Source organism: Gordonia malaquae, from assembly GCF_037148075.1.
In the GTDB taxonomy this organism is placed as follows: Bacteria; Actinomycetota; Actinomycetes; order Mycobacteriales; family Mycobacteriaceae; genus Gordonia; species Gordonia malaquae.
In genome coordinates this window covers 979,661-1,005,868 of the sequence record NZ_JBBCUB010000002.1, presented here as the reverse complement: position 1 = coordinate 1,005,868, position 26,208 = coordinate 979,661, and the positions used below count along the sequence as shown (strand labels likewise).

The window sequence follows — 26,208 nt, the reverse complement described above, 5'->3', positions numbered from 1 at the left end:
GAGGACTGCGGTATGAGAACTTGGCGGCGCACCGGATCCGGTGCCGACGTGCGGATCTGCTCGAACCTCGAGAGCTACGAGTGCCAACTCCTCGCATCGATGGTCGAGTCGATCGCGGAGATACTCACCGAGCGAGGCGACTCCGCGCCACGCGACGAACTGTCGGCCCTCACCGGCATCACCACCGGACACACCACAGCGCCGCAAGACGTCACCCTCGGGCGCCTCCTGCCCGATTTCCACCGGCCGGATCAGGAGCCCGAGCTCACTGCAGCGTCGTTGGCCTCCGATCTCAACGGCGGTCTCCGCAGCGTCAACGAACCGAAGATCATCGACGCGAAACTCGAGGCGGCGGCCACCGTCCTCGACACGCTGCCGTCGGGCGGCGGCGACATCCGGCTCACCGAGGGCGAAGCCGACCGGTGGCTCGCCGCACTCACCGACGTGCGACTGGCGCTCGGCGCGATGCTCGGGATCGACGAACAGCCGATGCGCCTGGCGCCGGATCATCCCCAGGCGGCGCACCGCGACGTGTACGACTGGCTGTCCGTCGTCCAAGGACTGCTCGTCGAGGCACTGATGGCCGATGAGTGGACCGAATCGGACTGGGAGACCGGCGAATGATCACTGCGACCGGTGGCACGATCTCGGACGTCGCAGGCGTCACGGTGGGACATGCGCACCGGATCGACGACGAGGTGGTCGTCGCCACCCTGACCGAACCCGGAGTCGGCTGGGCGACGGGCACCACCGTCGTGCGTGTCCCCGACGGTTCGACGACCGCGGTCGACGTGCGCGGAGGTGGCCCCGGAACTCGGGAGACGGACCTGCTGGAGCCGGGGAACAGCGTCCGCGGCGCACACGCGATCGTCCTCACCGGCGGCAGCGCCTACGGACTCGCAGCGGCCGACGGCGTGATGCTCGGACTGGAGGCCGACGGCGTGGGTCTGCCGATGGACCTGCAGGGCCACGTGGTTCCGATCGTTCCGGGCGCGGTGATATTCGATCTGCCGGTCGGACGATGGGACAACAGACCCGACGCCGACTTCGGACGCCGAGCGCTCGCCGCCGCGACCCGCGACGTCGAGGTCGGTTCCGTCGGTGCGGGTGCGGGAGCACGAGCCGGTGCACTCAAGGGTGGAGTCGGGACGGCGTCGTTGACGCTGGCCGACGGACCGGCCCGCGGACTGACGGTCGGTGCTCTTGTGGTCGCGAATCCCGTCGGCCAGGTGATCGATCCGGCAACGGGTCTCCCGTGGGGCTCGGACGACCTCGCTTGGCACGGGCTCACGACGCCCACGGCGGGGGAGATCACCGGACTTCGAGAACTGTCTGCGAAAGGAACAGTCTTGAACACCACGATCGGTGTGGTCGCGACGGACGCCGCGTTGCCGGTCGCGGCGCTGCGACGTCTCGCGATGTCCGGACACGACGGTCTCGCTCGCGCGGTCCGGCCGGCCCACTCGCCGTTGGACGGTGACACCCTCTTCGCTGTCGCGACCGGAGGGACTCCGGTGGACGCCGATGCCGCGGTGCCCATCCCACCGGGCATGGAACCCGACACCGCCGTCGTCGCCGCGTTGAGCGAGGCGTCCGCGGTCGTCGTTCAACGCGCCATCGTCTCGGCTGTCGTCAACGCGACGTCGGTCGCGGGGATCCCCGCCTATCGCGACGCCGTGCCGTCCGCGTTCGTGGCGTCGGGCCGCGACTCCGGTTCATCGAACGGAGTCGAGGCGGAATGATCCCCGACACGACGAGCCCAACGAAGCCCGACGCACCCTGGGGCCGGTGGTTGTCGGCGGTGATCGCCGTCGCCGTGATGGCCGCGGTGCTGTTCGCGATTGAACTGATCGACACCGTGATGGACGGCCGGCTCGATGCGCACGGCATCGTTCCACGCAGTTGGTCGGGCCTGCTGGGCATTCTCTGGGCGCCGTTCCTGCACGCCGACTTCGCACATCTCGTCGGCAATCTCCTGCCGGGCGTGGTGCTCGGGTTCTTCGTGGTGCTGTCCGGACACGCGGTCGCCGTGACCGCCGTCATCTGGGTGACGTCCGGGCTGGGAGTGTGGCTGATCTCGCCGTCCGACTCGGTGACGATCGGCGCGTCGGGAATCGTCTTCGGTTGGTTGACGTTCCTTATCGTGCGCGGAGCGTTCAACCGCGACGTGTGGCAAGTGCTCGGCGGGATCGTTGTGGTGTTCATCTACGGCGGCATCCTGTGGGGAGCGTTGCCGGGCACCGCGGGCGTCTCCTGGCAGGGACATCTTTTCGGAGCGATCGGCGGCGTGCTCGCCGCAGCGGTCAGCGCACGCGACAAGCCGGAGAAGCCGGCACTCGACCAGGGAGGCTTCCGCTGAATCACGGACCGATCGGCATCTTCGACTCCGGCGTCGGCGGTCTGACGGTGGCGCGCGCCGTCATCGACCTGCTGCCCGATGAGGACATCGTCTACATCGGCGACACCGGCAACGGACCCTACGGCCCGCTGACGATCCCCGAGATCCGCGGGCATGCTCTCGCAATCGGTGACGAGTTGGTCCGCCGGGGAGTGAAGGCGATCGTGATCGCGTGCAACACGGCGTCGGCCGCGATGCTGCGTGACGCGCGTGAGCGGTATGCACCCATCCCCGTCATCGAAGTGATCCTGCCCGCCGTCCGGCGTGCGGTCGCGACAACTCGGAACGGCCGGATCGGCGTGCTGGGAACGGAGGCGACGATCGCGTCTCGCGCATATCAGGACTCGTTCGCGGCGGCACGCGACATGGAGATCACCGCTGTCGCTTGCCCGCGATTCGTCGATTTCGTCGAGCGCGGGGTCACCAGCGGCAGGCAGATCCTGCAACTGGCGCAGGGATATCTCGAACCTCTTCAGGAGGCGGGCGTCGACACGGTGGTCCTCGGGTGCACTCACTACCCGCTCCTGTCGGGTGTCATCCAATTGGTGATGGGCGACGAGGTGACCCTCGTGTCGAGTGCGGAGGAGACTGCGAAAGACACCTTCCGGGTACTGACCGAATCCGATCAGCTGCATCCCCACGATGGCCGCGACGCTCACCGATTGTTTTCTGCCACAGGTGATCCCGAGAGTTTCGCGAAACTGTCCAAGCGCTTCCTCGGACCGCAGATCGGGCACGTCGCCCATTTCTAGGGCGATTTGTGTGACCCGTCCCATAAATGGACGGCGGTGAATTCGTCAGTCACGCGGCGGCCGTTCGACTCTTGATTCGCGACGGTGCATGGCAGAGTGGTGCCCATGCGATTGACGGTGCTCGGGTGCTCAGGGAGTGTGAACGGCCCCGGTGCTGCCTGTTCGGGATACCTCGTGCAGGCCGACGGCCACCCGCCCGTGTTGATCGATTGTGGACACGGCGTTTTCGGCGAACTTCTCCAGCACGCGAACCCCAACCACGTGGCTGTCCTGCTGAGTCATCTGCACGCGGACCACTGCATGGACCTCACGGCGATGCTCGTGTGGCGTCGATGGGCGCCCGAGAGTGCGACCGAGCGGTCTTTCCTGTTCGGGCCGGAGGGGACCGCACTGCGCATCGGTGCCGGCTCCAGCGAGTACCCCGGCGAGATCGACGACATCTCCGACACCTATGACGTCCGGGAGTGGCAGGACCGAGTGGCGGTCGACGTGCACGGCCTCCACATCGAGCCGTTCAAGGTCAATCACCCTCCCGCCACATTCGGTCTGCGGATCACCGGGCCCGACGGTGAGGTCCTCGCGTACAGCGGCGACACCGGCGTCTGCGACGAGGTGGTCGAACTGGCGCGCGACGCCGACCTCTTCCTCTGTGAGGCGTCGTGGACACACGACCCCGATGTCCGGCCGGAGGGGCTGCACTTGTCGGGCGTGGAAGCCGGGCAGGTCGCGGCGGACGCCGCCGTCCGGTCCCTCGCGCTTACTCACGTGGTCCCGTGGACCGACTCCGACGCCATCCTCGACGAGGCGTCCGGCGCGTACGCCGGCCCCCTCCAACTCGTTCACCAAGGTCAGATCATCGAGGTCCGCAAACCCGTCTGACGCGTGCAGCCCCTTCCTGCTCGTTGAGCCGTCGAGGAGCGCAGCGACGAGGCGTGTCGAAACGTCGCGAGCCCGGGCTGGTTCAACGGCACGCCGAGGCCTGTTGTCAGAACGGTCGTCGGTCCGCTCCCGCGGCACTTCTCGTTCCCGCGCTTCGTCCCGCCGAAGAGTGGGAACGGAAACTGCCGCGGGAACGCGCGGCGCTGTCGAAGCACGCCAGCGCGTGATCGAGGAATCGCTCAGACGCGGCGGCCGCGCATGGACCTCATCAATCGGCGATAACCTGCACTACATGGACGAACTTTCATCCACCGTGGGTCCCTTCGGCATGACCCGCGACGAGCTGATCGAGTTGGTTCGTGAGGCGATGGATCCTGAATCGGCCGCCGACGACCATGCCGCGGACGCGATCATGCAACGCATCTGCGACGCGGTGTCCGACCCGCAGATCAGCGACTACATGTGGTGGAGTCCGACATCGTTGACGCCTGAGCAGATCGTCGACAGAGCTCTGTCGTACCGGCCGCTCGCCTTCTGAGTCGCCGCCGAGCGATAGAGTGGGCATCGTGAGCACACGAGCAGACGGCAGGGCCGACAACGAGCTTCGACCCATCAAGTTCACCCGAGGATTCACCTCGCACCCGGCGGGTTCGGTCCTGGTGGAATTCGGCAACACACGAGTGATGTGCACGGCGTCCGTGACCGAAGGGGTGCCGTCGTGGCGCCGCGGTTCGGGACTGGGCTGGCTGACGGCGGAGTACTCGATGCTCCCGGCGGCCACGCACGAGCGCAACAAGCGTGAGTCGGTCCGCGGCAAGATCGGCGGCCGCACACACGAGATCAGCCGCCTCGTCGGACGGTCCCTGCGGGCGTGCATCGACCTCGCGGCCCTCGGTGAGAACACGATCGCCATCGACTGCGACGTTCTCCAGGCGGACGGCGGCACCCGGACCGCAGCCATCACAGGCGCATACGTCGCACTCGCCGACGCCGTCACCTGGCTCGGCGCGGCCGGCAAGCTCAACGACCCGCAGCCGCTGTCCTGCGTCATCGCGGCGATCAGCGTCGGCGTGGTCGACGGCCGCGTGCGGCTGGACCTGCCCTACGAAGAGGATTCGCGCGCGGAGATCGACATGAACGTCGTCGCCACCGACGCTGGAACCCTCGTAGAGGTCCAGGGCACCGGCGAAGGCGCGACGTTCCCGCGACGCACCCTCGACGCGATGCTCGACGTCGCAGAAGCGGGCATCGCACAGATCGTCGACGCGCAGCGCGCCGTCCTCGCCGAGCCGTATCCCGGCGACCTGCCGACCGCCAAGTGACCGGTCGAGTCCTCCTCGCCTCCGGCAACGCGAAGAAGCTCAAGGAACTTCGTCGCGTTGTCGAGGCGGCAGGCATCTCCGGGCTCACCGTGGTGGGCCTCGGCGACGTCGAGGCGTACCCGGAACCCGTCGAGAACGGGGCGTCGTTCGAGGAGAACGCGCTGATCAAGGCGCGTGAGGCGGTGGCGCGGACGGGACTGCCGTCGCTCGCCGACGACTCGGGAATCTGCGTCGACGCGTTGAACGGAATGCCGGGCATCCTGTCGGCGCGTTGGTCCGGCGGCTTGGTGTCAGGGAGTTCTGTCGACGAGGGCAACAACGATCTGCTGCTCGCCCAGCTGAGCGACGTGCCGGAGGATCGACGCGGGGCCGCGTTCGTGTCCGTGTGTGCGCTCGTCATGCCCGACGGTGCCGAGACCGTCGTGCGAGGGGAGTGGCGTGGGGCGATCATCGCGCAGCGCCGCGGCGGTGAGGGATTCGGCTACGATCCGCTGTTCGTACCCGACGACGCCGCTGCGGGCGGCCGCACGTCGGCTGAACTGGCGCCCGACGAGAAGGACGCACTCAGCCACCGCGGCAAGGCTCTGGTCCAGCTGGTTCCGCTGCTGCGGACCCTGGCCTGATCAGGACAGGGTCGAACTGCGCCTACGAGAGGTTGAATTCCGACTTCACTTCGCGGGTGCGAATGTGCTCGAAGTAGAACGACAGGAACGGGATGGTTCCGGCGATGGCGGTCAGCGCCAGCTTGGGCAGGGGCCAGCGAGCCTTGATGCTCAAGTCGACCGTGAAGATCAGGTACACGAAGTAGATCCAGCCGTGAGCTATGCCGACCCAGCCGTAACCGTCGACGTCGAAGCCGTACTTGGCGACCATCTCGGCGACCAGAGCCAGCAGCCAGATACCGGTGATCCAGGCGAGGACGCGGTAGCGGACGAGGGCGCCGTGCACGCGCTTCTGAGTGGCGGCGGACTCCGCCTTGGACATGTCGGTCACAGATGTTCCTTCGGTGCAGATCAGACAGTGCAGATCAGCGGACGTCGTCGCCGCGATCGTTGAGTTCGGAGAGATACCGGTTGTAGTCGGCGAGACCGTCGTCGGGTTCGTCGAAGACCGCGATGTGCGGATCACCTGCCGTCGGACGCGCAGGTAGGACGCCATCGGGGATCTCGGTGGGTCCCCGACGTTCGGCGGCGGTGTGAACAGCGTCCGGATCGGACTCCATCACGACGAACCGGCGATACGCGTACACGACGGCGATGGCGAACGCAGGCCACTGCAGTGCATAGCCGAGGTTCTGGAAGCTGCCCGATGACGATTCGAACCGGCCCCACTGCCACCATGCAAGCGCCAGGCAGGCTCCCGCGGCGACCACCACGAGTGCGATCAACGCAGGTCGGTGTCGCTTCGGGTGGGATGCTGCAGTGTCTGCCACGACCTCTACGGTACCTGGCCGGTCAGAGCGACCGGGGTCACAGCGCACTCGCATCGGGCAGGAGGTCCGGGCAGCCGTCGTCGGCCACGAGTTCGTAGTGCCAGAGCTCATTCGCGAAGATCTGGCACAACCCGTAGTCGGATCCGTTGCGCGACATCCAATCCATCGCGTCGGTGGGACCGACGTCGACCGCTTCGCCGGTCACGTGCTTCGACTTGTCGGGGGAGGCGACGAAGCGGGACGCTGCGTCCTCGGAACCGTACGTCCCGACTGCATCCGCGAACAACGACTGCTGGAAGTCCCTCGACCTCCAACCCGAGGTGATGCGGATGTCGATGTTCTGCGATCGTGCGTCGGCGACGGCACGACGCAGCGCATCCAAGAGATCCGGATCCAGTCGAGTGATCGCGGCCGACGACGAGTCGACCGTCACGCCCTCGTCGGGCAGCGACCCGTTCTCGGACGTGTCGACGAGCGAGCGGGAGACGTCGCCGATGCGGCAGGCGGTCGAGACGAGTATGAGCGACACGGACACGACGGCGACGGCGAGGAGGCGAACAATTCTGGTGGTCATGCACCCAGAATCGGCGGCGGATGTCCCGGTCAGGTCCCGCCGGTGGAGCTACTGTGCGGCGGTCGTGTCGTAGGTGGTCGGGTCTGCGAGTCGGCGACCTCTGCGACAAAGACCGTCGCAGGTGAGCCCTCGACGTCGGTGCGCAGGTATCGGACGTCGCCGCCGAGCAGTTGAGCGTTCTCCCTGGCGATCGCGAGGCCGAGGCCCGCGCCCCCGGTGCGCGTCCGAGCGTCCGACGCCTTGTAGAGGCGCTCGAAGATCCTCGACACGTGTTCGGCCGGGACCCCTGGGCCGCGGTCGACGACGGCGACCGTCAGCACTCCCGGTCGGTGCGAGACGTGGACCGACACGGGGGAGGCGCCGTGCCGGACGGCGTTCCCGACGAGATTCGTGACCACCGCGACAAGGCGCCTCGGGTCGGTCGACACCGATATCGTCGACCCTCGGATCTCGACGTCCGACCAGCCGCGGCGATCGAGCGCGTCGGTCAGGACCCGCAGGACGTCGACTGTCTCGACGGAGACGTCGGCCAGCCCCGCATCGCGGCGCGTCATCTCGAGCAGGTCCTCGACCAGGGCCGCCATCGCGGTGACCTCACGGGAGACCAGGCTCGCCGCTCGTCCCGCGAATCCCGGGTCGTCGGCCAGTTCCTCCTGCAGCACCTCTGCGGCGGGCACCATCGCGGCGAGCGGGGACCTCAGCTCGTGCGACACGTCTGCGACAAACCGTTGCGCGCGTTGTTCCTCTTCCTTCAGCACGGTCAGCGCGGCGTCCTGCTCATCAAGCATGTCGTTCAACGATGCCGTCACGTCCTGCAGTTCGCGCACGTCTGTCGGCGGCATGCGGACGCCGTCGTCACCTGCTGCGATCCTCTTGGCCGCGCTTTCGACATTCTTGAGCGGGCGCACGACGGACCGGACCACGAACGCGCCGAGCGCGATGCCGAGCACCACGCTGCCTGCCACGGCCGCAGCGAGAATCGTCATGAGGTGATTGAGGCGTTCGGACACGTCGAGCAGCGGCCTGACGACGAAGTAGCTGCGAGTGGGAAAGTCTCCGCCCGGCTGATACCCGATGGCTATCCGCTCGGAGGACAGTCGTTCGAACCGGAACAGGGTGGGATTGCGGTCGACGTTGGCGCGGAGGTCGGTCGGCACGAGATCGGCGGTGGCCCGCGGATCGGCGATCACCTCGCCGCCGACGGTGACGATGACATCGGCGGGGACGTCCATCGGGTTGTCGCGGAGCGCTGCCATCTCGTCGGTGAACGTCGCCAGAGCGGCGTCCTGCGCGTCCTGGTAGGCCCAGGATCGGGCGGACAAGGCGGTGGCGCCGCCCGCGCCGAGCGCTGTCACGAGCACAACGAGCACAGTCCCCAGGAGGACTCGGGCTCGCAGGCTGGGGAGCAGTCTGGCGATCACGGCGTCACGCGCATGGTGCGAACCGATAACCGAAACCGCGGACCGTCTCGATGTGGTGGTCTCCGATCTTGGTTCTCAAACGCTGAATCGCGTTGTCGACGAGGCGTGAATCTCCGAGATACGACTGGTCCCACACGAGTTCGAGGAGCTGATCCCGGCTCAGGACCTGGCCGACGTGATCGGCGAACGTCAGCATCAAGCGAGTCTCGGTCGGGCTCAGCGGCAACGGTTCCCCGTCCCGCCGCACCTGGGCGGCACCGCGATCGACGATCAGGTCGCCGAGGGTCACGGAGTCGGCGGTCGCCGTCGACGGAGGTGGACCGACCGTGGCACTCGCGACGCGCCGGACGTTCGCCTTGATCCTGGCGTCGAGGACTCGCGGGCTCACCGGTTTGACGACGTAGTCGTCCGCGCCGGCTTCCAGCCCAGCGACCATGTCGATGTCGTCCGACCTGGCGGTCAGCATGATGATCGGGATGTCACTGATCGCCCGAATCGAACGGCAGACGCTGAAGCCGTCCGCGCCGGGCAGCCCGATGTCGAGAATCACGACGTCTGCTGCGTCGAGAAGCCCCGACAGTCGGACGCCGGGGTCGGCGGGCTCGGCCCGCACAGTGTGATCGAGGCGTTCCAGGCTCATCTGAAGCGCCTCGACGATGTGCGGGTCGTCCTCGATCAATAGAAGTCGCATGCTTGGACTAGCTTTGCACAGTGTGGAGCCTGGTCCCGGGGTTCGTCTGATGCGCGGCCACGCGGCGACCGCGAACGGGCACCAGGCACTCAGCGGCCGCCGCGGCGGCGATCGCGATGAGCCAGCCCCCGATCACATCCGACGGCCGGTGCCACTGCAGGGCGACGACGGCGGCCGACACGACGACGGCTCCGACGCTCGATCCGACTGCTACCACCGTCCTGACCCGCTGCGGAACCACAACGACCAGGGCCATCCCTGCTGCGACGAACGCCGCGACGGTGTTCGACGGGAACGAGTTGTTGGCGGTCCCGACACCGAACGACGGCCGGTCGAGGCCGTGCTTCAGAAACACTGCGGCGGCGACGGCGCCGAGAATGACGGCCGCGGCGTGCACTGCCAGCCGCGTCGATCGGCGCCACACACAGGCCGCGCCGATCACGACGCCGATGACGGCGAGCAGTATCAGCTGATGGTCGCCGAGCCAGCCGGTGGTCGGCACGTCGTTGCCCCACCGCGCCGCCCATGCCTTCATCGCGGCGTCGTCTGCGGTCTGTCCGGGGTAGGAGGCGACGAACATCGCGAAGGAGGCCACCGCTAGGCCGAAAGCTATGACGGCGCAGGTGAACGCGCCTATCCGGTGAGCAGAATTGGTCATGGTGTCCACCTTGCCGATCGGATGTCTCGGATCGGGGCGTCGGCGGACGCAGGAATGTCGCAACTGTGTCGCAGTTATCCTCGACTGGTGACCGATGTCGAGACGATCCTCGCCGAACTCGCCGACCTCGCCGACGAGAAGACGTCGGCGATCAATCGCAGGCACGGAGACGACCACGCGGTGAAGCTGTCGACGCTGCGTGCGATCGCGAAACGATGCAAGACGCAGCACCCCCTGGCCGTCGACCTGTGGGCGACCGGGGACACCGCGGCGCGACTGGTCGCTCTTCTGGTCTGTCGGCCGAAGGAGTTCACCGCGACCGAACTGGACACGATGCTGCGCGAGGCCCGCACACCGAAAGTGACCGACTGGCTGATCGGCAACGTCGTCGCGAAGAGTCCCCATCGGGAATCGTTGCGGGTCGCCTGGCTCGACGACGCCGATCCGGCAGTCGCCGCGGCGGGATGGTCGCTGACCGCGGACCGGGTGGCCAAGGACTCCGAAGGCCTCGATCTTCCGGCGCTGCTGGACGTCATCGAAGCCGAGATGAAGGACGCGCCGGACCGGCTGCAGTGGTCCATGAACACCACTCTGGCGCAGATCGGCATCGGCCACGCGGAACTGCGGGACCGGGCAGTCGCGATCGGTGAACGGTTGGGGGTGCTCGAGGACTACCCGACATCGCCGGGATGCACCTCGCCGTACGCGCCGACGTGGATCGCGGAGATGGTGCGCCGCGCGGAGGTGTGAACCACTCCTCTAAGATTAGGCAAACCTAATCTTCAGGAGAGTTCATGGGAACTGGATTCCAGGGCGCGATGCTGCGTGCACTCGGCGCGAAGAACCATCCGGCGACGGTCACCGGCGTCCGGTGGATCACCGACCACGTCGTTCGCATCGACTTCAGCTGCACCGAGATCATGTACCCGGCAGGCGAGAAGCCGACCGCCTGGATCCGTGCATGGTTTCCCGACGCAGACAATCCGTCCAAGTTCCACCAGCGCGGATACACCTTCGTCGACCCGGACCCGGCCGCCGGGACGTTTGCGCTCTGCTTCCTCGTCCACGAACCGGCAGGTCCGGCGTCGACGTGGGCCCGAACCGCGTCGATCGGCGACGAACTGCTGATGACCAGGCTCAGCGGTGACGGCAACGACGTGCCCGAGGACCCGCTCGGGTACCTGCTGCTCGGCGACGTCGCATCGTGGCCCGCGTTCGTCTCCCTGGTCGAGCAGATTCCGGCAGGCGTGCCGATCCGGATGGTTCTGGAGTATCAGAACGACGACGACCTCGACCTTCCCACGCCCGCTCACGACGGCCTGACCATCGATTGGGTGCCGACGAGCCCCGACCGCCGCGCGCTGGTGGACGCCATCGGCGACGACGACTACCGCGGGTGGGCCACCTGGGTGACGGCTGAAAGCACCGCGGTGCGGCTGGCGAAGTCCGCGCTGGCACGCGATCACGGCCACAACAAGGCCACGATGCATGCGCAGGCGTACTGGGCTGCAGGCCGTGCGATGGGCAAGCAGGCGGATGTGGACATCGCCGCCGAAGTGCCGGATGTCCGGGAAGAGACCTCCACGAAGGCCACGTCGGTGCTCGCCCCCGCCGTGCCGGCAATGGTCATCGCCGGATTGTTCGCACTGGTCCTCGCGGTGCTCGAGGTGATCCCACTCGTCCTCTTCGCCGAACTGGCTCGACGACTCGTGTCTGGCGCCGAACGAGCCGAACTCGTCAGCGTTGGTGTCACGGCGTTGATCGTGCTGGTCGCAGGTGGTGTGGGCAGCGCCCTCTTGATCGCCGTCATGCACTTCTACGACCAGGTGTACGCGGCGGCGCTGCGCCGCCGGGTGCTCGACAAACTGTCGCGACTCCCGCTCGGATGGTTCGCCGGACGACGCCACTCCGACATCCGCAAGACAGTGCAGGACGACGTCTCCGGACTGCACTATCTGATCACGCATGCGGTGCCCGACGTCATCGCCGCGATCGTCACACCGCTGGTGATTCTCGGATACCTGTTCTCCGTCGACTGGCGTCTCGCGCTGGTGCTGCTTGTCCCGGTGATCGTGTACGTCGTGATGATGGGCCGCCTGGCCACAGCCGACAAACCGCGTCTGACCAGGCGAATGCAGTGGTACGCGACGCTTCCCGGCGATGCAGAGCGATTCATCGGCGGGCAGCAGACCTCGCGTGTGTTCGGTGATCGGGCGACCGTCGATCTGCCTGGCGAGGTGCGGCGCCTCACCGATTTCGTGAAGGACTGGCAGAACGCGACTGTCGGCACCAAGTCGGTCCTGTTGCAGCTCAATCGACCGATGACGTCGATGGTGCTGGTCTGCCTCGCCGGCACTGCGTTGATCACCGCGGGCTGGATGGATGCTGTCGCGGTCCTTCCGTTCCTGATTCTCGGGACGTCGTTCGGCGACCGACTTCTCGGCGCGTCGTTCGCCGCCAACGGGCTGCGTGAGGGGATGGAGGCCAAGGCCGGCCTCGACCTGCTGCTGACCACCGGGGAGCTTCCTCTCGCCGACGACGACGTGCCGCCCACATCCGGACCTGCGACCGTCGCGCTGCGCGGGGTCACGTTCGGGTACACGCCCGGACGTCCGGTGCTCGACAACGTCGATCTCCGACTCGCGGCCGGAACGACGACTGCGCTCATCGGGCCGTCCGGGGCCGGAAAATCGACGGTCGCGGCGCTGGTGGCACGACTCTGGGACCCGACATCGGGCACGGTGCTGATCGACGGCGTCGACTATCGAGATGTGCCCGAAGCGCAGTTCCGTGGCCAGGTCGCCGTGGTGTTGCAGGACGTGCAACTGGTCCGCGGGACAATCGCCGACAACATCGCGCTCGGGATGCCGGACGTCGACCGGTCGGCGGTCGTGGAGGCCGCGCGCGCAGCGTACATCGATGACGTGGTCTCGACGTTGCCCGACGGATACGACACCGTCGTGGACCGCGAGAGTCTGTCCGGTGGCCAGCGGCAACGCATCGCGATCGCCCGCGCCATCCTCGGAGATCCGCGGCTGGTGGTGCTCGACGAGGCCACCGCAGCCGCTGATCCAGATTCCGAATGGGAGGTGCGACAGGGTCTCACTCGGCTGCTCGACGGCCGAACGGTACTCGTCGTCGCACATCGTCTGCACACGGTCGCCGATTCGGATCGCATCGTGGTGCTCGACGGCGGGCGGATCGTCGAGCAAGGACCACCGGCCGAACTGCTCGAGGCGGGTGGGCGATACGCGGCGATGACCGCACAAGCACAGGAGGCGCTCCGATGATCTTCACCGACCTTGCTGCGGTCACCGGCGGGACACACCGTGCCGACCGGGCAGCCTTTTACGGACTGACGATCTTCTCGACAATCCTGCAAGCCGCTGCCACGATCGGCCTGGTACCTGTGCTCTCGGCGCTCTTCGGCGACGAGCCGGCCGATGCGTGGCCGTGGGTGGCGATGATGGCGGCGGCGCTGATCGTCGGGTGGGCGACCGACATGGCCGCCACCAAAGCCGGCGTCCGAGTCGGATTCGGCGTGATCGACGCGGCGGAACGGGCGGGTGTGCAGGCGATCCGGACGCTTGACACCGCCGACCTGCACGGTGAGCGCGCATCGATGCTCCGTGACCTCGTCGCGAAGTCGGGACCGGACGCCGTGTCGGCGATCGTCCTGCTGTTCTCCCCGCTGATCCGAGCGGCTCTCCTCGTGCCGTTCCTGTCGATCGGCTTGTTCCTGGTGTCGTGGCAACTCGGCCTCGTCGGACTCGTGGCCGGAGCCGCCCTGTTCGGCGCGTTCTTCCTCAGTCGACGCGCCGTGGCGAAGGCCGAGGACGGATTCGCTGCCGCCGGCCGCGAACTCGACGACCGGATGCTGGAGTACGCGTGGGCACAGCCGACCCTGCGCGCTGCCGGGGTGGGACCGCGACTGGTGGACGACGTGATCTCCAGGTCGCGCAGTCGTGGCTTCCGACTGCTCGCGTGGCAGATCCCCGGAGACGTCCTCTTCAGTGTGGTCGGACAGATCGTCCTCATCGCGCTCGGTGTGACGGCGGGCGCCCTGTACCTGTCGGACGATCTCTCCGGGTCGACCGCCGCCGCGCTCATCGTCGTCGCATTGCGCATGGTCGAGAGCACCGGGTCGTTGTCGTTGTTGGCAACGCCGTACGCGGGAATCCAACGGACGCTCGCCGACCTGCGGGAACTCGTCGAGTCGGAAGATCAGGTCCAGACATCGGCTGACGGCGCGGACGGCCCGGTCGACGTCGTCCTGAACGCGGTCGACTACAGCTATCCGGACGGAACTCGTGCGCTCGACGGTGTTGATCTGACGATCGGTCGAGGCGAGATCACGGTGATCGTCGGACATTCGGGGTCGGGCAAGTCGACGCTGCTCGATGTCGTCGCGGGCCTGCGCGAACCGTCAGGCGGACAAGTGTCGGTCGGTGGTTCGCCGTCGGACGCGGACACGCGACTCGCGGGCTCCGCGGTCGTCTTCCAGACCACACTCCTTCGGCCCGGAACCGTCCGCGAGAACGTGATGACCGGAGACGCCGCCGACTTGGTGGAGATCGCGGATCTCGCTCAGCTGGACTCCGTGTTGGCGGGCCTGCCCGACGGCTGGGAGTCGAAGATCGGTGAGGGTGGAAACACCCTGTCCGGAGGCGAACGTCAGCGGGTCGGTCTCGCTCGGGCACTGGCCAAACCGGCCGGTGTGCTGTTGGTGGACGAAGCGACGTCGTCGCTGGACGTGGTGACCGAACGGGCGGTCGTGGACTCGCTGCAGCGCATTCGGGGCACTCGCACGATCGTGGTCGTCACGCACCGTCCTGCGCTGGTGGCGATCGCCGATTCGGTCGTGGTGCTCGATGGCGGGCGGGTGGCCGAGTGCGGCCCTGTCGACGGTCTCCTCACAGGCGGCGGTGTGTTCGCCGATCTCTGGGAGCGCTGGCGAGCCTCGGAGGGCTGGCAGGTCTGACACGCGTCTACGGGTGTGTCACCCACGTTGTTCCGCTGCACATGATGAACAGGCCGTTCTCATCCTTCGCAACCGAGTCGACGGCGCTGTCGCATGGCTCGCCGACATTGTGGATCTCGCCGGATTCGTCCGCGTGTTGGAGCCAGTGCGGCGCGTCTGTCCCGGAGTAGCCACACACCAGGCTGCGTCCCGACGCATCGGTACCGAAGCTCCGGACTTCAGAAGGAAGACACTCGCCGCCTTCTGTGACGAGTGATCCGCTCGGCGTCTCGACGGTCGGCTCCACGTAGACGGGTGTCTCCACGAGCGGGGCCGTCGTCGTCGCAGTGCTCGGAGTCGTGGTGATCACGGTTGTGGTGGTCGCCGGTGCCGCGGACGGCGACTCCGAGCCGTCGAGCACCACGATGGTCACGGCAACACCGACCACGACCGCCAGAACGGCGGCCGTGCCGGCGAGCACTGCGGTGAACGATTGCGACGACATCCGACGAAGGTACCCGTAACGGCCGTGTTACCGCGACATGGCCGACCCCTCGCATCGTCACCCCAGCTCACTGTGCGTTTCCGGAACCTCCGACCATGGAGCGATACGACGATGAGGAGGCCGAAGGATGACGAGGAACGATCGTGAGATGACGCTGCGTTTCATGGCGGCGCCGACCGACGTGGCGACGATCGGCGGCGGTGTCCGGGGCGGGCGGATCCTGGAGTGGGTCGACAAGGCGGCGTACGCCTGTGCGGCGGCGTGGTCGGGCGGGTACAGCGTGACCGCGTACGTCGGGAACATCAGCTTCGGCCGGGACATCGAGTCCGGCGACATCGTCGAAGTGACGGCGACCCTCGTCCACACCGGACGGACGAGCATGCACATCGAGTGCTCGGTGGCTTCCGCGGATCCTCGCGTCGGCACGTTCACCGAGGCGAGTCGATGTCTTCTGGTGTTCGTCTCGGTCGATGAGGAGGGGACCCCGACGCCCGTTCGACAGTGGGAGCCCGTCTGGGCGGCCGACGTCGCACGGTCGGACGCAGCGTGTGCCCGCACCGAGGTTCGGAACAGGATCACGGCGGCGATGAGCGACGCGGACTACTCCGGCACGTCAGCGGCGCTCAACGTCTCGACGCGCTTCTTGGCGGCCCCGACCGATGTCAACTGGGGCGGCAAGGCGCACGGTGGGCGGGTGATGGGGTGGATCGACGATGCCGCGTACCTGTGCGCGGTGCGCTGGTGGTCGGGGGAGGCGGTGACCGTCTACATGGGCGGAGTGCGCTTCTACCGGCCCATTCACATCGGTCAAGTGGTCGAGGTGCAGGCGCGTCTGATCCACACCGGCCGTCAGACGATGCATGTCGCCGTGCACGTGTACGCGCATTGGCCGAGGGAAGGACGTGAGACGAGGCGGCTCGCCGCGCATAGCCTGACTGTTCTGGCCGCTCTCGACGTGAACGGTGATGCCACCGACGTGAAGCCCTGGACCCCACAGCTCCCGAAAGACGTCGCGCTAGACCTGCACGCGCGTGACCTGATCACGATTCGCGGCAAGCGCCGACCAGCCCGCGAACATCGGATGGTCGAGATCTGACCTACTCCGTCGCGAGTCGGACTCCGAAGCCGATGAGGGCGACGCCTGCGACTGCGTCGATGCGTCGGCGGATGCGCGGCGTCTGCATCCAGTTGGCGATGCGGCCTGCGGCGAGGACGAGGGCCGCGAAATACACGCAGGTCAGGGCTACGTAGAGCATGCCGAGGCCGAACGTGGTCCATGCTGCCGAGTAGCCGTCCGGCACAAAACCGGGCAGGAGCGTGATGAACAGGATGCCGATCTTGGGATTCAGAATGTCCGTGAGGAATCCCGCGAGGAACCCTCCTGCGCGCCCGGCGGGCGGCGCAGGCACCGGTTGGGCGTGCAGGGCACGCATCGACCGCAGAGTCTGGACGCCCATCCAGACCAGGTAGACGCCTCCGACGATCTTCAGGATCTCGAAACCGATCTCGCTCGCTTGGAGCAGTGCGGACAGTCCGAGGACCGCGGCGATCACCCAGACGAGCAGTCCGCAGACGACGCCGAGCGAGGTTCGAACCCCACCGGCCCGCCCGTCGCGTGTCAGGCCGCGGATCACAACGAGTGAGTCGGGTCCGGGGAGGATCACGAGGAGGACGGCCGCCACGGTGAACGACGCGAGGGAGGCGAGCATAGTGTCATCGTAGATAGTCGACGACTCGCCGATCCTCGCACCGGTCGGTTGCCGGTGTCAGCGACGAAGGGTGGCATTGATGGCCACAGCGTCGTCACGCGCGACGGTCAATGCGTCGATGACCTGGTCGAGTACCGCGATCGGCACGCTGAACTCACGTGGGTGGCGGCCGTCGGTAAGCGATATCGTCGCGTCCTGCGCGGTCACGCGCCCGTCATCGCCTTGCATCGTCTTGACGCGAGTCTCTATTCGCACGCCTCGATGGAACGTGACGCGATTGCGCCACCACGTTTCGCGTCCGGTCCGGTGGCGGTAGGAACGTTCGGGGTCATCGGAGTGTTCGTGTTCCACGGAGGGTGTGCGCGACGCCGCGACGGTCGACACGTCCGAGAGTGTTCCTCGCCGCTGAGCCTGCCGGATAGCCAACCTCCATCGGTCGGCACTCGTGTCGAACGACACGTCCTCTGCGAGGAGAAGCAACAACGATCGCATGACGGTGTGCGCGTCGATCTGCGTCTCGACCCGGTAGGCGACTACATCGCCGACGATGGGATCGTCGTTGCGTTCGTGAAAGACGACGTTCCATTCATCAGCTTCGCCGGTACTGACGCCGTGCAGCACGAAGCGGGGTATCACGGCGTGCCCGGGCCGGTTCTGGTGGTACTGCACGGCTGTCGCAAAGGTTGGAAAAAGGTGACGGCCGATGCCGACTGATGAAGAAGAACTCATACGTCTCGCCGCCTTGCTCGAGGTACTCACCTCGGCTGATCCGCCACGACGACAGCGGTCCGCTGCTTGTTGGTGACGACGCAGCCTCCAGCCTACGCGCGTTCGGCGGACGCTGTTCTGGTCGTGATCAGCGTACGGTTGGGGTAGCCGCACGAACAGTTCGCGGGATTCCGCCGGCGTCGTCGCGACTGCGGAACCGGCTGCCTGTCGTGGCCGAGTTTGGTCGAAACTGTGGACAACACCGACTTTCTCGAGATGGTCGAAGCCCAAGGCCGACTATATCCGGACGTACGCGACTACATGCGTGCACGGCCAGGACACGGCGGGCGTCGCAGATCCGTGGTCGCCGGTATTCAGGAGCAGGACTCGGTCGAGACATCTGGTGATCTCCTCGCGCAATGGGACGTGGTCTTCTACCCGAGCGTGATCGTGCATGGGCAGGGGGACGTAGTCGCTCACCGGGTCCTGCGCCGGTCACGGTACTCCCGGACAGTGATCGTGCAGCGAGACGAGCACCCCGTCATCATGGTGGCGCAGGATGTGACTCGTGCTGAGGCGGATGCGGCCTGGCGTTCGGTCACCGAAGGGACACGCGCCGGGACTCTCGAATCGCTGCTCGTCGAGTGTGGAGGGCGGTGACTCGACATGGCGCACCGCAACGACCTGCCGCCGATCACCCGTCGGCTCAACGCTGATCTGGACGCTGCGTTTCGTTCCGAATCGATCGACTGTGATCTGAAGGCTGCCTTGACAGAGCTTCGCCTCGGCATCGTATCTGCAGTCGGAGCACTCGAAGTGGATCTGATCACGAGCCGTCCTCGTCAGGTCGGTCATGCTTGAATGCCCGCACCCAGGGCTGCGCCCTAGCATGCAGTGTCGTGGCTGCACTTCGGGCGCAGGTGGAACGTGACTGACAAGATCGATTTCGAGAAGGCACTCGGCAGCCCATCACCCCGGTCGAACCCGATTCCGGTGCGCGAGGGGGGACTTGAACCCCCACACCCGAAGGCACTGGAACCTAAATCCAGCGCGTCTGCCAATTCCGCCACTCGCGCGTGCCGCCGAATCGCGTCGGCGTGCGATGAACACTGTACCGGTACGCTCGGGCGGTGACGGCATACCCACTCTCAGATCCAGACCTCGTCGACGCCCTTGGTGGGGCACTGCGTGCCGCGGACTTCTCCTCGGAGGGCATCGACGGTCTTCTCGGCGAGCAGGCGAGTACCGCGCTCGTCAACGGATCATGGTGGCCCGCGCTGCGTGCCACTCGCAGGGCCGACGCCGATCCTGCGCTCGCAACCCTCGTCAGGCTCTTTCTGCTCGGTTCCACCGAGCCCGAGTTCCAGGTCGCCGAAGCACTCGCTCCCGTGACGGTGCAGGCGCTCGTCGACGGAGGTGTGCTCGATCGGTTCGACGGTGGGGTCCGCGCGCTCCTCGACATCCGTCCTCACGGCAGTGACGCGTCCGACTACCTGGTGGTCGCCGATCAGGATGCGTCGATGCGTCCGGGCGCCGTTGAGCACGATCATGTGCTGGGCATCGGCGGTGCGTCGATGTCGTTGGCGCAGGCCGTGATTCGCACTCCCGCCCGGCGTGCGCTGGACCTTGGAACCGGATGTGGTGTGCAGGCCCTCCATATGGACGGCCACTGTGATGAGATCGTCGCCACCGACACCAACCCGCGGGCGCTCGCGCTCGCGGCAGCGACAGCACGGCTCAACGGAATGCAGTGGGATCTACGGGACGGCAGCTTGTACGAACCGGTCGACGGAGAGACGTTCGACCTCATCGTCTCCAACCCGCCGTTTGTGGTCGGGACCGGAGCGCAGGACTACATCTACCGTGACTCCGGCATCGTCGGAGACGGCGTCAGCAGGCAGCTGATCGAGAACGCCGCCACGTACCTCAACCCCGGTGGGATCGCGCAGATGCTCGCCAACTGGGTGGTCTACGACGAGGAGCGCTGGGACGAACGCGTCCGAGCGTGGGTGGAGACCAGTGGTCTCGACGCCTGGGTGGTGCAGCGCGAACTCGCCGACCCGATCAGTTACGTGTCCCTCTGGGTGTCCGACGCGGGCGAGTCGCCCGAGGACGCGGCCCGTCGAGGGGCGGACTGGCTCGACTGGTTCGAACGCGAGGGCATCGTCGGGATCGGCATGGGGTCGGTCACTCTCCGTCGGCCGCTGGAGGATCGTGCGGCGGACGTCACGATCGAGGAGATCACCGCGGCAGGGCAGGAAGTCACTGGTTTCGAGGCTCAGGGTTGGTGGCGACGCCGTGACTTCCTGCGCACCACATCCGACGAGGACCTCCTCGCCGCGCGTCTCACCACGCCTCCGGTCTTTCTGGAAACCCAGTCGCTTCCCGGGGACGAGGGCTGGCAGCAGGTCGGTGCGTCCGTCACCCGCCCGGGCGGTCCCGGGGCGGTGCTCGGCGTCGACGAAGTGTTGACCGCGCTGCTCGCCGGCTGCCGCGGCCAGGTACCGCTGGCTGCGCTGATCACCCTGCTCGCCGACTTCCACGGTGTCGACGCCGACGCATTGGCACAGGCCGCGTTGCCGTCTGTGCGCGACGCGATCGGCCGGGGGATCCTGCACGTCGCCGACTAGGCGCCTCGACGTCAGCGTCGGGCGTACTCGTCGACGTACGGCAGGTCGCCGAGGCGGCGGATGGCGGCCATCAGGTCGTCGGTTGCCGCTCGAACATCGTGCTCGCGTCCCAAGATATCGTCTGTCGACAAGGGCTCGCCGATGTGAACCGTCACTGCTCCGCGACGAACCCGACGTGATCCGGCGGGCGTCACGTCGCGCGTCCCGGAGATTGCGACGGGGACGACAGCGGTGCCCGGCACTCGCGCAGCGACACGCATCGCACCCGTGTGGCCACGGTGCAACCTCCCGTCGGGAGACCGAGTCCCCTCGGGGTAGATGGCCCACGCCCGACCGCTGCGAAGGACCCGTTCGGCGGCGTCGAGGGCTGAGTGATCCCCGCCGGAACGGTCCACCGGGATCTGACCGGTGCCGGCGAAGAAGGCTCGTGCGGCGCGTCCGCGAAGGCCGGAGCCGGTGAAGTACTCGGCTTTCGCGAGGAACGACAGTCGTCGTCGGATCGCCAAGGGGAGGATCAACGAATCGATCTCGGCGAGGTGGTTCGACGCGACGATCACCGGTCCATCAGCGGGAACGTTGTCCCGGCCGATCACGGTGACGCTGATCCGCCGCCTGAGTGCAGGGCCGATGAGGACGTGTTTGCAGAGCGGGTACAGGACTGAGGCGGCAGTCGGCATCGGTATCCTCCACGAGTGGTAGACAGTGTCTACTCGACATTCTGTGGTGCCTTCGTAGACACTGTCAACATGGAGGCCACGCGTGACCGTCTCGTGGCGGCAGGAGTCGAGATCGTCGACGAGTCGGGACTCAGCGCTGTCGGCGTTCGAGCAGTGGCCGCGAGAGCCGGTGTCTCGCACGGTACCCCGCGGCGATACTTCCCGACGCTGGAGAGCCTGCTCTCCGCGATCGCGGCGAGTGGCGTCGCCGACCTGCACCGAGTGCTGTCGCCCGCGATCGAGCACGGCATCGCCGACGCGGCTGTCGAGTACTGGCGATTCGCGCAGCGGCGACCGGGGATGTTCGAACTGATCTTTCGTCACGATCTGCTCGACGGTGCAGGGGAGGATCTGCGGTCGACGACGGGTCCGTGGTTTCGTGCGATCGTGTCTGCAGTCGGTGAACCCGACCGCGCGCTGACCTGCTGGGCCGCGGTCCACGGTCTGTGCGTCTTGGCGGCCACCCGAGTCCCCGACGCCGTCGGCGTGACCGTCGACGAGGACGTGATACGCCGCGTCGCAGGTGGATTCGGGCGCTGAGTCGGAACGTCGGATTGCAGTCGTCGCCTGCGGTCAGGAGCAGGCGATGTCGAGAGCCGCGGCGAGATCGGCCTTCAGATCGTAGACGTCCTCGAGACCGACGGAGAAGCGCAGATGACCGTACTCGCGGAATCCGTCGGGGTAGGCGGCGACACGAGGTCCGGTGGTGCCGACGTGCACGATCAGCGATTCGTCGTGACCGACCGACACCGCCGACGTGATCACGCGCAGCGCCGCGACGAAGCGATTCTGCAGGTCGGGATCGCCCTTCAATGCGAACGACATGATGCCGCCGAATCCCGCGTCGGGTGTCGCCGCGCCGCCGAACTGTCGGACGGCGAGGTCGTGCTGGGGATGTGATTCCAGTCCGGGGTAGGCGACGTATGCGATGCGCTCGTCTGCCTCGAGGAATCGCGCGAGTTCCAGAGCCGACCCCTGATGCTGGCGAAGCCGCAGGGGGAGAGTGACGGAGCCGCGCATGATCAGCCATGCGTTGAACGGCGAGATCACACCGCCGACGTCGACCATCGCCTCCGACCGGATCGGCTCCACCGCCGTCGCGGTGCCGATCACCGCACCGCCCATCGCGTCGCCGTGCCCGTTGATGTACTTGGTCAACGAGTGCACGACCAGGTCGGCGCCGTGGTCGAGCGGACGGAACAGCGGCGGGGGAGTGAACGTCGAATCCACCATGAGCAGTGCGCCTGCGGCATGAGCGAGGTCGGCGAGCGCCGCGATGTCCGCGACCTTCGTCGTCGGATTCGCGATCACCTCGGTCACGATCAACTTGGTGTTCGGCCGGATCGCCGCGCGCACGTCGTCGAGGTCGGCGATGTCGACGAACGTCGCGTCGATCCCGTACTTCCTCGGCAACAGAGACGTCCACAGTTTGTAGGTCGCCTCGTACGTCGCGTCGGCCACCACGACGTGATCGCCGACTGAGACATGCGAGAAGAAGACCGCGTGCAGCGCGGCGACTCCGGACGCCAGTGCAACCGCGTCCTGCCCGTGCTCCAACGCGACGAGCTTGTCCTGCAGTGCGATCTGGTTGACGCCGGTGTTTCGGGTGTACGTGAGGTGCTCCGGGTTCGACCAGTCCATGGTCGACGGGTCCGCAGGCAGGTGATACGAGTTCGCCATCGTGACCGGAACCCGGATCGCGCCGCCCTCGCCCTCGGCGTGATTCCCTCCGTGGACACTCCACGTCTGCTCACCGACCGTCGACGCGTCGTGCTTGTCCGGGCGCTGTGTCATCGCTGTGCTCTCCCTGCTCGCTGTATCCCCGCCGCGCCTGCCTGGACCATCTGTATCGGCAGCCGGTGGAGCTTGTCGATCCGGAACCGACTGCGGGCTTCGGCCCACAACCAGCATGTCGCGAAGACCGCCACGGCCACCGTCATCGCCGTCGAAGGCGACCAGGGACGCGCGACGAGGACCGCGGGGACCGCGAGCAGCGCCAGCGCCTGGATCACGTACGAATCGAGACTGCGGGCACCGGTCGAGACAAGCGGACGCAGCACATCGCGACGAGTCCAGCGTAGGACTGCGCGGAACACGCCGTACAACGTGGTCACCACCAGGAACGCCACGATCACCCGGACGACCCCGAGGTCGACTTTGTCGATCAGCCAACCGGAGTGGCGAACAACGGACTTGGACCGGATCACGTCACGAACCGTGAGGCCGACTGCCAGCGACACGGCGACCAGCACGGGGAGTGCGGTGTCGACCCGCTCGGGAACGCGCAGTCGGTCCCAGTGCCAGCCGATCACCAGCGCGACCACGAACAAGACCTGCCAGGCCGCCCAGTTCTGCACTTCGAGCCCGCCGGGGAACGACGTGACGACCATCCACCCGGCAGTCGAAGTCTGACTGACCACGTACAGCCCGATCGATCCGACCACGACGAGCGGCCACCATCGACGCATCAGAATCGGGATCACGGCCAACGCGAGAATCATCAGAATCAGGTAGAGCAGCAGGATGTTCCCACCACTGGGCAGGTAGCGCAGACCGAGCGCCCAGCGGACCTTCTCGCCGACGTCATCCGGATACGGCAACAGCGAGACTCGGCGGAACTCACGGCGAGTGAATGCCTGGGCCGCCACCACTGCGGCGAGTCCGATTGCGGCCTGGCACACGTACAGGACGGCGATCCGACGAATCAGCCGGTCCACGCTGTATCGCAGCGAGAACCGGCTGATCCACCGTTGATGGACGATGCCGAGCACCAGACCGGACAGCAGGACGAACGCACTCATCCCGTCCATGTAGGGGAACAGATGAGTCGGTTCGGCCGCCCAGGTGCCGTCCGCGAAGTGCAGACTGACCATGCTCCAGATGGCCAGCCCGCGCAGCGCGTCGATCGCCAGATCGCGGCCGTGAGCGGACCGCGTCACGAGGTGAACGCGGGCGCAGCCCTGTCGATCACGAGTACAGGTCGGCGATCGCCTGCTGGTACGTCTCGTGAATCACGTTGCGCTTCAGCTTCATCGTCGGGGTCAGCTCGCCGGTGTCGATCGTGAAGTCGGTGTCGAGGACCTCGTACTTCTTGATCGCCTCGGCGTTCGACACCTTCTTGTTGGCGTCGGCGACCGCCGCGTCGAGTTCGGCGCGGATCGCCGGGTTCGTCGTCAACTCGGTGAGTGACGTGTCGGCGGGGAGCCCGTTGCGCTCGAGCCACCCGGGCACGGCCTCGGGATCCAGGGTGATCAGCGCTGCGATGAACGGCTTCTTGTCGCCGACGACGAGGCACTGGCTCACCAGCGGGTGCGCACGGATCGAGTCCTCGAGCTGTGCCGGGGAGACGTTCTTGCCGCCTGCGGTGACGATCAATTCCTTCTTGCGGCCGGTGATGAACAGGAACCCGTCCTCGAGGCGACCGATGTCACCGGTGTGGAACCAGCCGTCCCGGATCGAGTCGGCGGTGGCCGCCTCGTTCTGCCAATAACCGCTGAAGACCATGCCGCCCTTGAGCAGGACTTCGCCGTCCTCGGCGATCTTGACGGTCACGCCCGGCACTGGGCGGCCGACTGAACCGATCCGGCTGTGCTCCTGGCTGTTGGCGGTGACAGCGGCCGTCGTCTCCGACAGTCCGTAACCTTCGTAGATCGGAACGCCCGCGCCGCGGAAGAAGTGGCCGAGACGATCGCCGAGCGGTGCGCCGCCCGAGATCGCGCCCTCGCAGTTGCCGCCGAGGGCGTCGCGGAGCTTGCCGTAGACGAGCTTGTCGAAGATGGTGTGCTTGATCTTCAGAACCAGACCCGCTCCGCCTGCCTCCTCGGCGCGGCTGAACTCGATCGCGGTGTCCACGGCCTTGCCGAAGATGGAGCCCTTGCCGCCGTCGATCGCCTTCTGCTCGGCGGTGTTGTAGACCTTCTCGAACACTCGAGGGACCGACAGCACGTAGTTCGGCTTGAACACGGCCAGGTCGGCGATCAGGTTCGGGATGTCCGAGGTGTGCCCGAGGACCACTCCGTTCTCGAGCGCGGCGACGGCGACGACACGGGCGAACACGTGGGCCAGCGGCAGGAACAGGAGGGTCGACTTGCCCTCCTCCATGCCGGTGCCGACCGCGGCGGCCGTCGCCGCGGTCTCGGAGAGGAAGTTCTCGTGCGTCAGGACGACACCCTTCGGGCGGCCCGTGGTGCCGGAGGTGTAGATGAGGGTCGCGGCGTCGCTGCTCGTGGCAGCTGCCTCGCGCGCGTCGAGTTCGGAGTCGGGAACGTCCGCGCCGCGCTTGCGGAGGGCGTTCACGGCGCCGTCGTCGATCACCAGGGTCTCGCGCAGCGCCGAGGCGCCTGCGATCACTTCCTGGTGCTTGCTGCGCTGGCCTGCGTCTTCGACGATCAGGACCGACGCCGCGGAATCGGTGAGAATCCAGTCGACCTGATCGGGGGACGAGGTCTCGTAGATGGCGACAGTGGTGGCGCCCGTGCGCCAGATCGCGTAGTCGAAGAGGGTCCACTCGAAACGGGTGGACGAGAGCAGCGCGACGCGGTCGCCCGCGGTCACACCGGCGGCGATCAGCCCCTTGGCGACGGCGTCCACCTCATCGGCGAACTGTCCGGCAGTCACCGTCACCCACTGCCCGCCGTCTCCACGACGCTTGAACAGCGGGAGAGTCGGGCGTTCCTTGCGGTAACGCTGCAGAGTGCTGATCGTCGTTGCACTCGGATCGACGACCAAACTGGTGGGAGTGGTGTACTCCTGCATGTTCATTCCCCTCAAGTGGAAATCGCTCGAACCGCCCGGCGGGCGAATTCTTCGCTCGCACAGTACCAGTAGACCGGTGAGGCATGTCACAGGCCCTT

At 67.0% G+C, this 26,208-nt stretch carries 28 protein-coding genes and 1 tRNA gene; 15 read left to right on the top strand and 14 right to left on the bottom strand.

What is annotated here, in order from left to right:
- Positions 1-12: 12 nt before the first annotated feature.
- The 8 genes from aosR to rdgB all read left to right on the top strand — a co-directional run bounded on the left by aosR (position 13) and on the right by rdgB (position 5,974).
- Positions 13-624 (top strand): oxidative stress transcriptional regulator AosR, encoded by a 612-nt coding sequence (gene aosR, locus WFK36_RS11890; RefSeq protein WP_336791870.1) that lies wholly within the window; start codon positions 13-15, stop codon positions 622-624.
- On the top strand, positions 621-1,742 hold the full coding sequence (locus tag WFK36_RS11885; protein ID WP_336791869.1) for a P1 family peptidase: 1,122 nt from the start codon (positions 621-623) through the stop codon (positions 1,740-1,742). The genes aosR and WFK36_RS11885 overlap by 4 nt, the downstream gene beginning before the upstream one ends.
- Complete coding sequence (locus tag WFK36_RS11880) at positions 1,739-2,359, top strand: rhomboid family intramembrane serine protease (protein ID WP_336791868.1); 621 nt, start codon at positions 1,739-1,741, stop codon at positions 2,357-2,359. Before WFK36_RS11885 ends, WFK36_RS11880 begins: the two co-directional genes overlap by 4 nt.
- Positions 2,356-3,150 carry a glutamate racemase gene (gene murI, locus WFK36_RS11875; RefSeq protein WP_336791939.1) on the top strand — a complete coding sequence of 265 codons (795 nt, stop codon included), beginning with the start codon at positions 2,356-2,358 and terminating at the stop codon, positions 3,148-3,150. The genes WFK36_RS11880 and murI overlap by 4 nt, the downstream gene beginning before the upstream one ends.
- Before the next feature lie 105 nt (positions 3,151-3,255).
- Positions 3,256-4,029, top strand: coding sequence for a cyclic nucleotide-degrading phosphodiesterase (locus WFK36_RS11870; protein ID WP_336791866.1), 774 nt, complete (start codon positions 3,256-3,258; stop codon positions 4,027-4,029).
- Between the two features lie 292 nt (positions 4,030-4,321).
- Positions 4,322-4,567: a hypothetical protein gene (locus WFK36_RS11865; protein WP_336791865.1), complete on the top strand. Its 246-nt coding sequence runs from the start codon at positions 4,322-4,324 to the stop codon at positions 4,565-4,567.
- Positions 4,568-4,595: 28 nt separating this feature from the next.
- On the top strand, positions 4,596-5,351 hold the full coding sequence (gene rph / locus WFK36_RS11860) for a ribonuclease PH (RefSeq protein ID WP_336791863.1): 756 nt from the start codon (positions 4,596-4,598) through the stop codon (positions 5,349-5,351).
- Positions 5,348-5,974 carry an RdgB/HAM1 family non-canonical purine NTP pyrophosphatase gene (gene rdgB / locus WFK36_RS11855; RefSeq protein WP_336791862.1) on the top strand — a complete coding sequence of 209 codons (627 nt, stop codon included), beginning with the start codon at positions 5,348-5,350 and terminating at the stop codon, positions 5,972-5,974. The genes rph and rdgB overlap by 4 nt, the downstream gene beginning before the upstream one ends.
- A 22-nt stretch (positions 5,975-5,996) precedes the next feature.
- On the opposite strand, the gene WFK36_RS11850 is transcribed toward rdgB, so the two are convergent.
- Genes WFK36_RS11850 through WFK36_RS11825 form a run of 6 tightly spaced genes read right to left on the bottom strand, consistent with a single transcriptional unit; the run spans position 5,997 to position 10,127 of the window.
- A complete protein-coding gene (locus WFK36_RS11850) occupies positions 5,997-6,335 on the bottom strand; it encodes a DUF3817 domain-containing protein (RefSeq protein WP_336791937.1) in 339 nt (112 codons plus the stop codon).
- A 43-nt stretch (positions 6,336-6,378) separates the two neighbouring features.
- On the bottom strand, positions 6,379-6,783 hold the full coding sequence (locus WFK36_RS11845) for a glucitol operon activator (protein ID WP_040519903.1): 405 nt from the start codon (positions 6,781-6,783) through the stop codon (positions 6,379-6,381).
- Positions 6,784-6,820: 37 nt separating this feature from the next.
- The gene (locus WFK36_RS11840) at positions 6,821-7,357 is read right to left on the bottom strand and encodes a M15 family metallopeptidase (protein ID WP_336791861.1); all 537 of its coding nucleotides are present in this window, start codon (positions 7,355-7,357) and stop codon (positions 6,821-6,823) included.
- Between the two features lie 29 nt (positions 7,358-7,386).
- Positions 7,387-8,778, bottom strand: a complete 1,392-nt coding sequence (locus WFK36_RS11835; protein ID WP_336791860.1) for a sensor histidine kinase — start codon at positions 8,776-8,778, stop codon at positions 7,387-7,389.
- Between the two features lie 4 nt (positions 8,779-8,782).
- Positions 8,783-9,469, bottom strand: coding sequence for a response regulator transcription factor (locus WFK36_RS11830; RefSeq protein ID WP_336791858.1), 687 nt, complete (start codon positions 9,467-9,469; stop codon positions 8,783-8,785).
- 7 nt (positions 9,470-9,476) lie between these two features.
- Positions 9,477-10,127, bottom strand: a complete 651-nt coding sequence (locus WFK36_RS11825) for a phosphatase PAP2 family protein (RefSeq protein WP_336791856.1) — start codon at positions 10,125-10,127, stop codon at positions 9,477-9,479.
- A 54-nt stretch (positions 10,128-10,181) separates the two neighbouring features.
- On the opposite strand from WFK36_RS11825, the gene WFK36_RS11820 reads away from it, so the two are divergent.
- From WFK36_RS11820 to WFK36_RS11810, 3 genes are read left to right on the top strand one after another with little or no spacing between them, the layout of a single operon-like run.
- Positions 10,182-10,877, top strand: a complete 696-nt coding sequence (locus WFK36_RS11820) for a DNA alkylation repair protein (RefSeq protein WP_336791854.1) — start codon at positions 10,182-10,184, stop codon at positions 10,875-10,877.
- A 44-nt stretch (positions 10,878-10,921) separates the two neighbouring features.
- Complete coding sequence (locus WFK36_RS11815) at positions 10,922-13,417, top strand: ABC transporter ATP-binding protein/permease (protein WP_336791852.1); 2,496 nt, start codon at positions 10,922-10,924, stop codon at positions 13,415-13,417.
- Positions 13,414-15,108 carry an ABC transporter ATP-binding protein gene (locus WFK36_RS11810; RefSeq protein ID WP_336791850.1) on the top strand — a complete coding sequence of 565 codons (1,695 nt, stop codon included), beginning with the start codon at positions 13,414-13,416 and terminating at the stop codon, positions 15,106-15,108. Before WFK36_RS11815 ends, WFK36_RS11810 begins: the two co-directional genes overlap by 4 nt.
- A gap of 7 nt (positions 15,109-15,115) precedes the next feature.
- Here WFK36_RS11810 and WFK36_RS11805 read toward each other — a convergent pair whose 3' ends face one another.
- Entirely contained in the window at positions 15,116-15,592 is a 477-nt protein-coding gene (locus tag WFK36_RS11805) for a hypothetical protein (protein ID WP_336791849.1), read from the bottom strand.
- A gap of 127 nt (positions 15,593-15,719) precedes the next feature.
- Between WFK36_RS11805 and WFK36_RS11800 the strand changes: the two genes are divergently transcribed.
- The gene (locus WFK36_RS11800; protein ID WP_336791848.1) at positions 15,720-16,688 is read left to right on the top strand and encodes an acyl-CoA thioesterase; all 969 of its coding nucleotides are present in this window, start codon (positions 15,720-15,722) and stop codon (positions 16,686-16,688) included.
- A 1-nt stretch (position 16,689) separates the two neighbouring features.
- Here WFK36_RS11800 and WFK36_RS11795 read toward each other — a convergent pair whose 3' ends face one another.
- Complete coding sequence (locus tag WFK36_RS11795; RefSeq protein WP_336791846.1) at positions 16,690-17,301, bottom strand: LysE family translocator; 612 nt, start codon at positions 17,299-17,301, stop codon at positions 16,690-16,692.
- Between the two features lie 57 nt (positions 17,302-17,358).
- A complete protein-coding gene (locus WFK36_RS11790) occupies positions 17,359-18,300 on the bottom strand; it encodes a hypothetical protein (RefSeq protein ID WP_336791844.1) in 942 nt (313 codons plus the stop codon).
- Positions 18,301-18,330: 30 nt separating this feature from the next.
- On the opposite strand from WFK36_RS11790, the gene WFK36_RS11785 reads away from it, so the two are divergent.
- Positions 18,331-18,669, top strand: a complete 339-nt coding sequence (locus tag WFK36_RS11785) for a hypothetical protein (protein ID WP_336791842.1) — start codon at positions 18,331-18,333, stop codon at positions 18,667-18,669.
- 334 nt (positions 18,670-19,003) lie between these two features.
- Here the strand turns inward: WFK36_RS11785 and WFK36_RS11780 are convergent.
- Positions 19,004-19,085: transfer RNA gene (locus WFK36_RS11780), tRNA-Leu, on the bottom strand.
- Positions 19,086-19,139: 54 nt separating this feature from the next.
- Here WFK36_RS11780 and WFK36_RS11775 point away from each other — a divergent pair.
- A complete protein-coding gene (locus WFK36_RS11775; RefSeq protein ID WP_336791840.1) occupies positions 19,140-20,639 on the top strand; it encodes a DUF7782 domain-containing protein in 1,500 nt (499 codons plus the stop codon).
- Between the two features lie 11 nt (positions 20,640-20,650).
- On the opposite strand, the gene WFK36_RS11770 is transcribed toward WFK36_RS11775, so the two are convergent.
- Complete coding sequence (locus WFK36_RS11770) at positions 20,651-21,316, bottom strand: lysophospholipid acyltransferase family protein (RefSeq protein ID WP_008378815.1); 666 nt, start codon at positions 21,314-21,316, stop codon at positions 20,651-20,653.
- 69 nt (positions 21,317-21,385) lie between these two features.
- Between WFK36_RS11770 and WFK36_RS11765 the strand changes: the two genes are divergently transcribed.
- On the top strand, positions 21,386-21,895 hold the full coding sequence (locus tag WFK36_RS11765; protein ID WP_336791837.1) for a TetR/AcrR family transcriptional regulator: 510 nt from the start codon (positions 21,386-21,388) through the stop codon (positions 21,893-21,895).
- A 33-nt stretch (positions 21,896-21,928) separates the two neighbouring features.
- Here the strand turns inward: WFK36_RS11765 and WFK36_RS11760 are convergent, their stop codons facing one another.
- From WFK36_RS11760 to WFK36_RS11750, 3 genes are read right to left on the bottom strand one after another with little or no spacing between them, the layout of a single operon-like run.
- Entirely contained in the window at positions 21,929-23,149 is a 1,221-nt protein-coding gene (locus WFK36_RS11760) for a trans-sulfuration enzyme family protein (RefSeq protein WP_336791835.1), read from the bottom strand.
- Entirely contained in the window at positions 23,146-24,294 is a 1,149-nt protein-coding gene (gene opgC, locus WFK36_RS11755; protein WP_336791833.1) for an OpgC domain-containing protein, read from the bottom strand. Before opgC ends, WFK36_RS11760 begins: the two co-directional genes overlap by 4 nt.
- Positions 24,295-24,322: 28 nt before the next feature.
- Positions 24,323-26,110: an AMP-dependent synthetase/ligase gene (locus WFK36_RS11750; protein WP_336791831.1), complete on the bottom strand. Its 1,788-nt coding sequence runs from the start codon at positions 26,108-26,110 to the stop codon at positions 24,323-24,325.
- Positions 26,111-26,208: the final 98 nt, after the last annotated feature.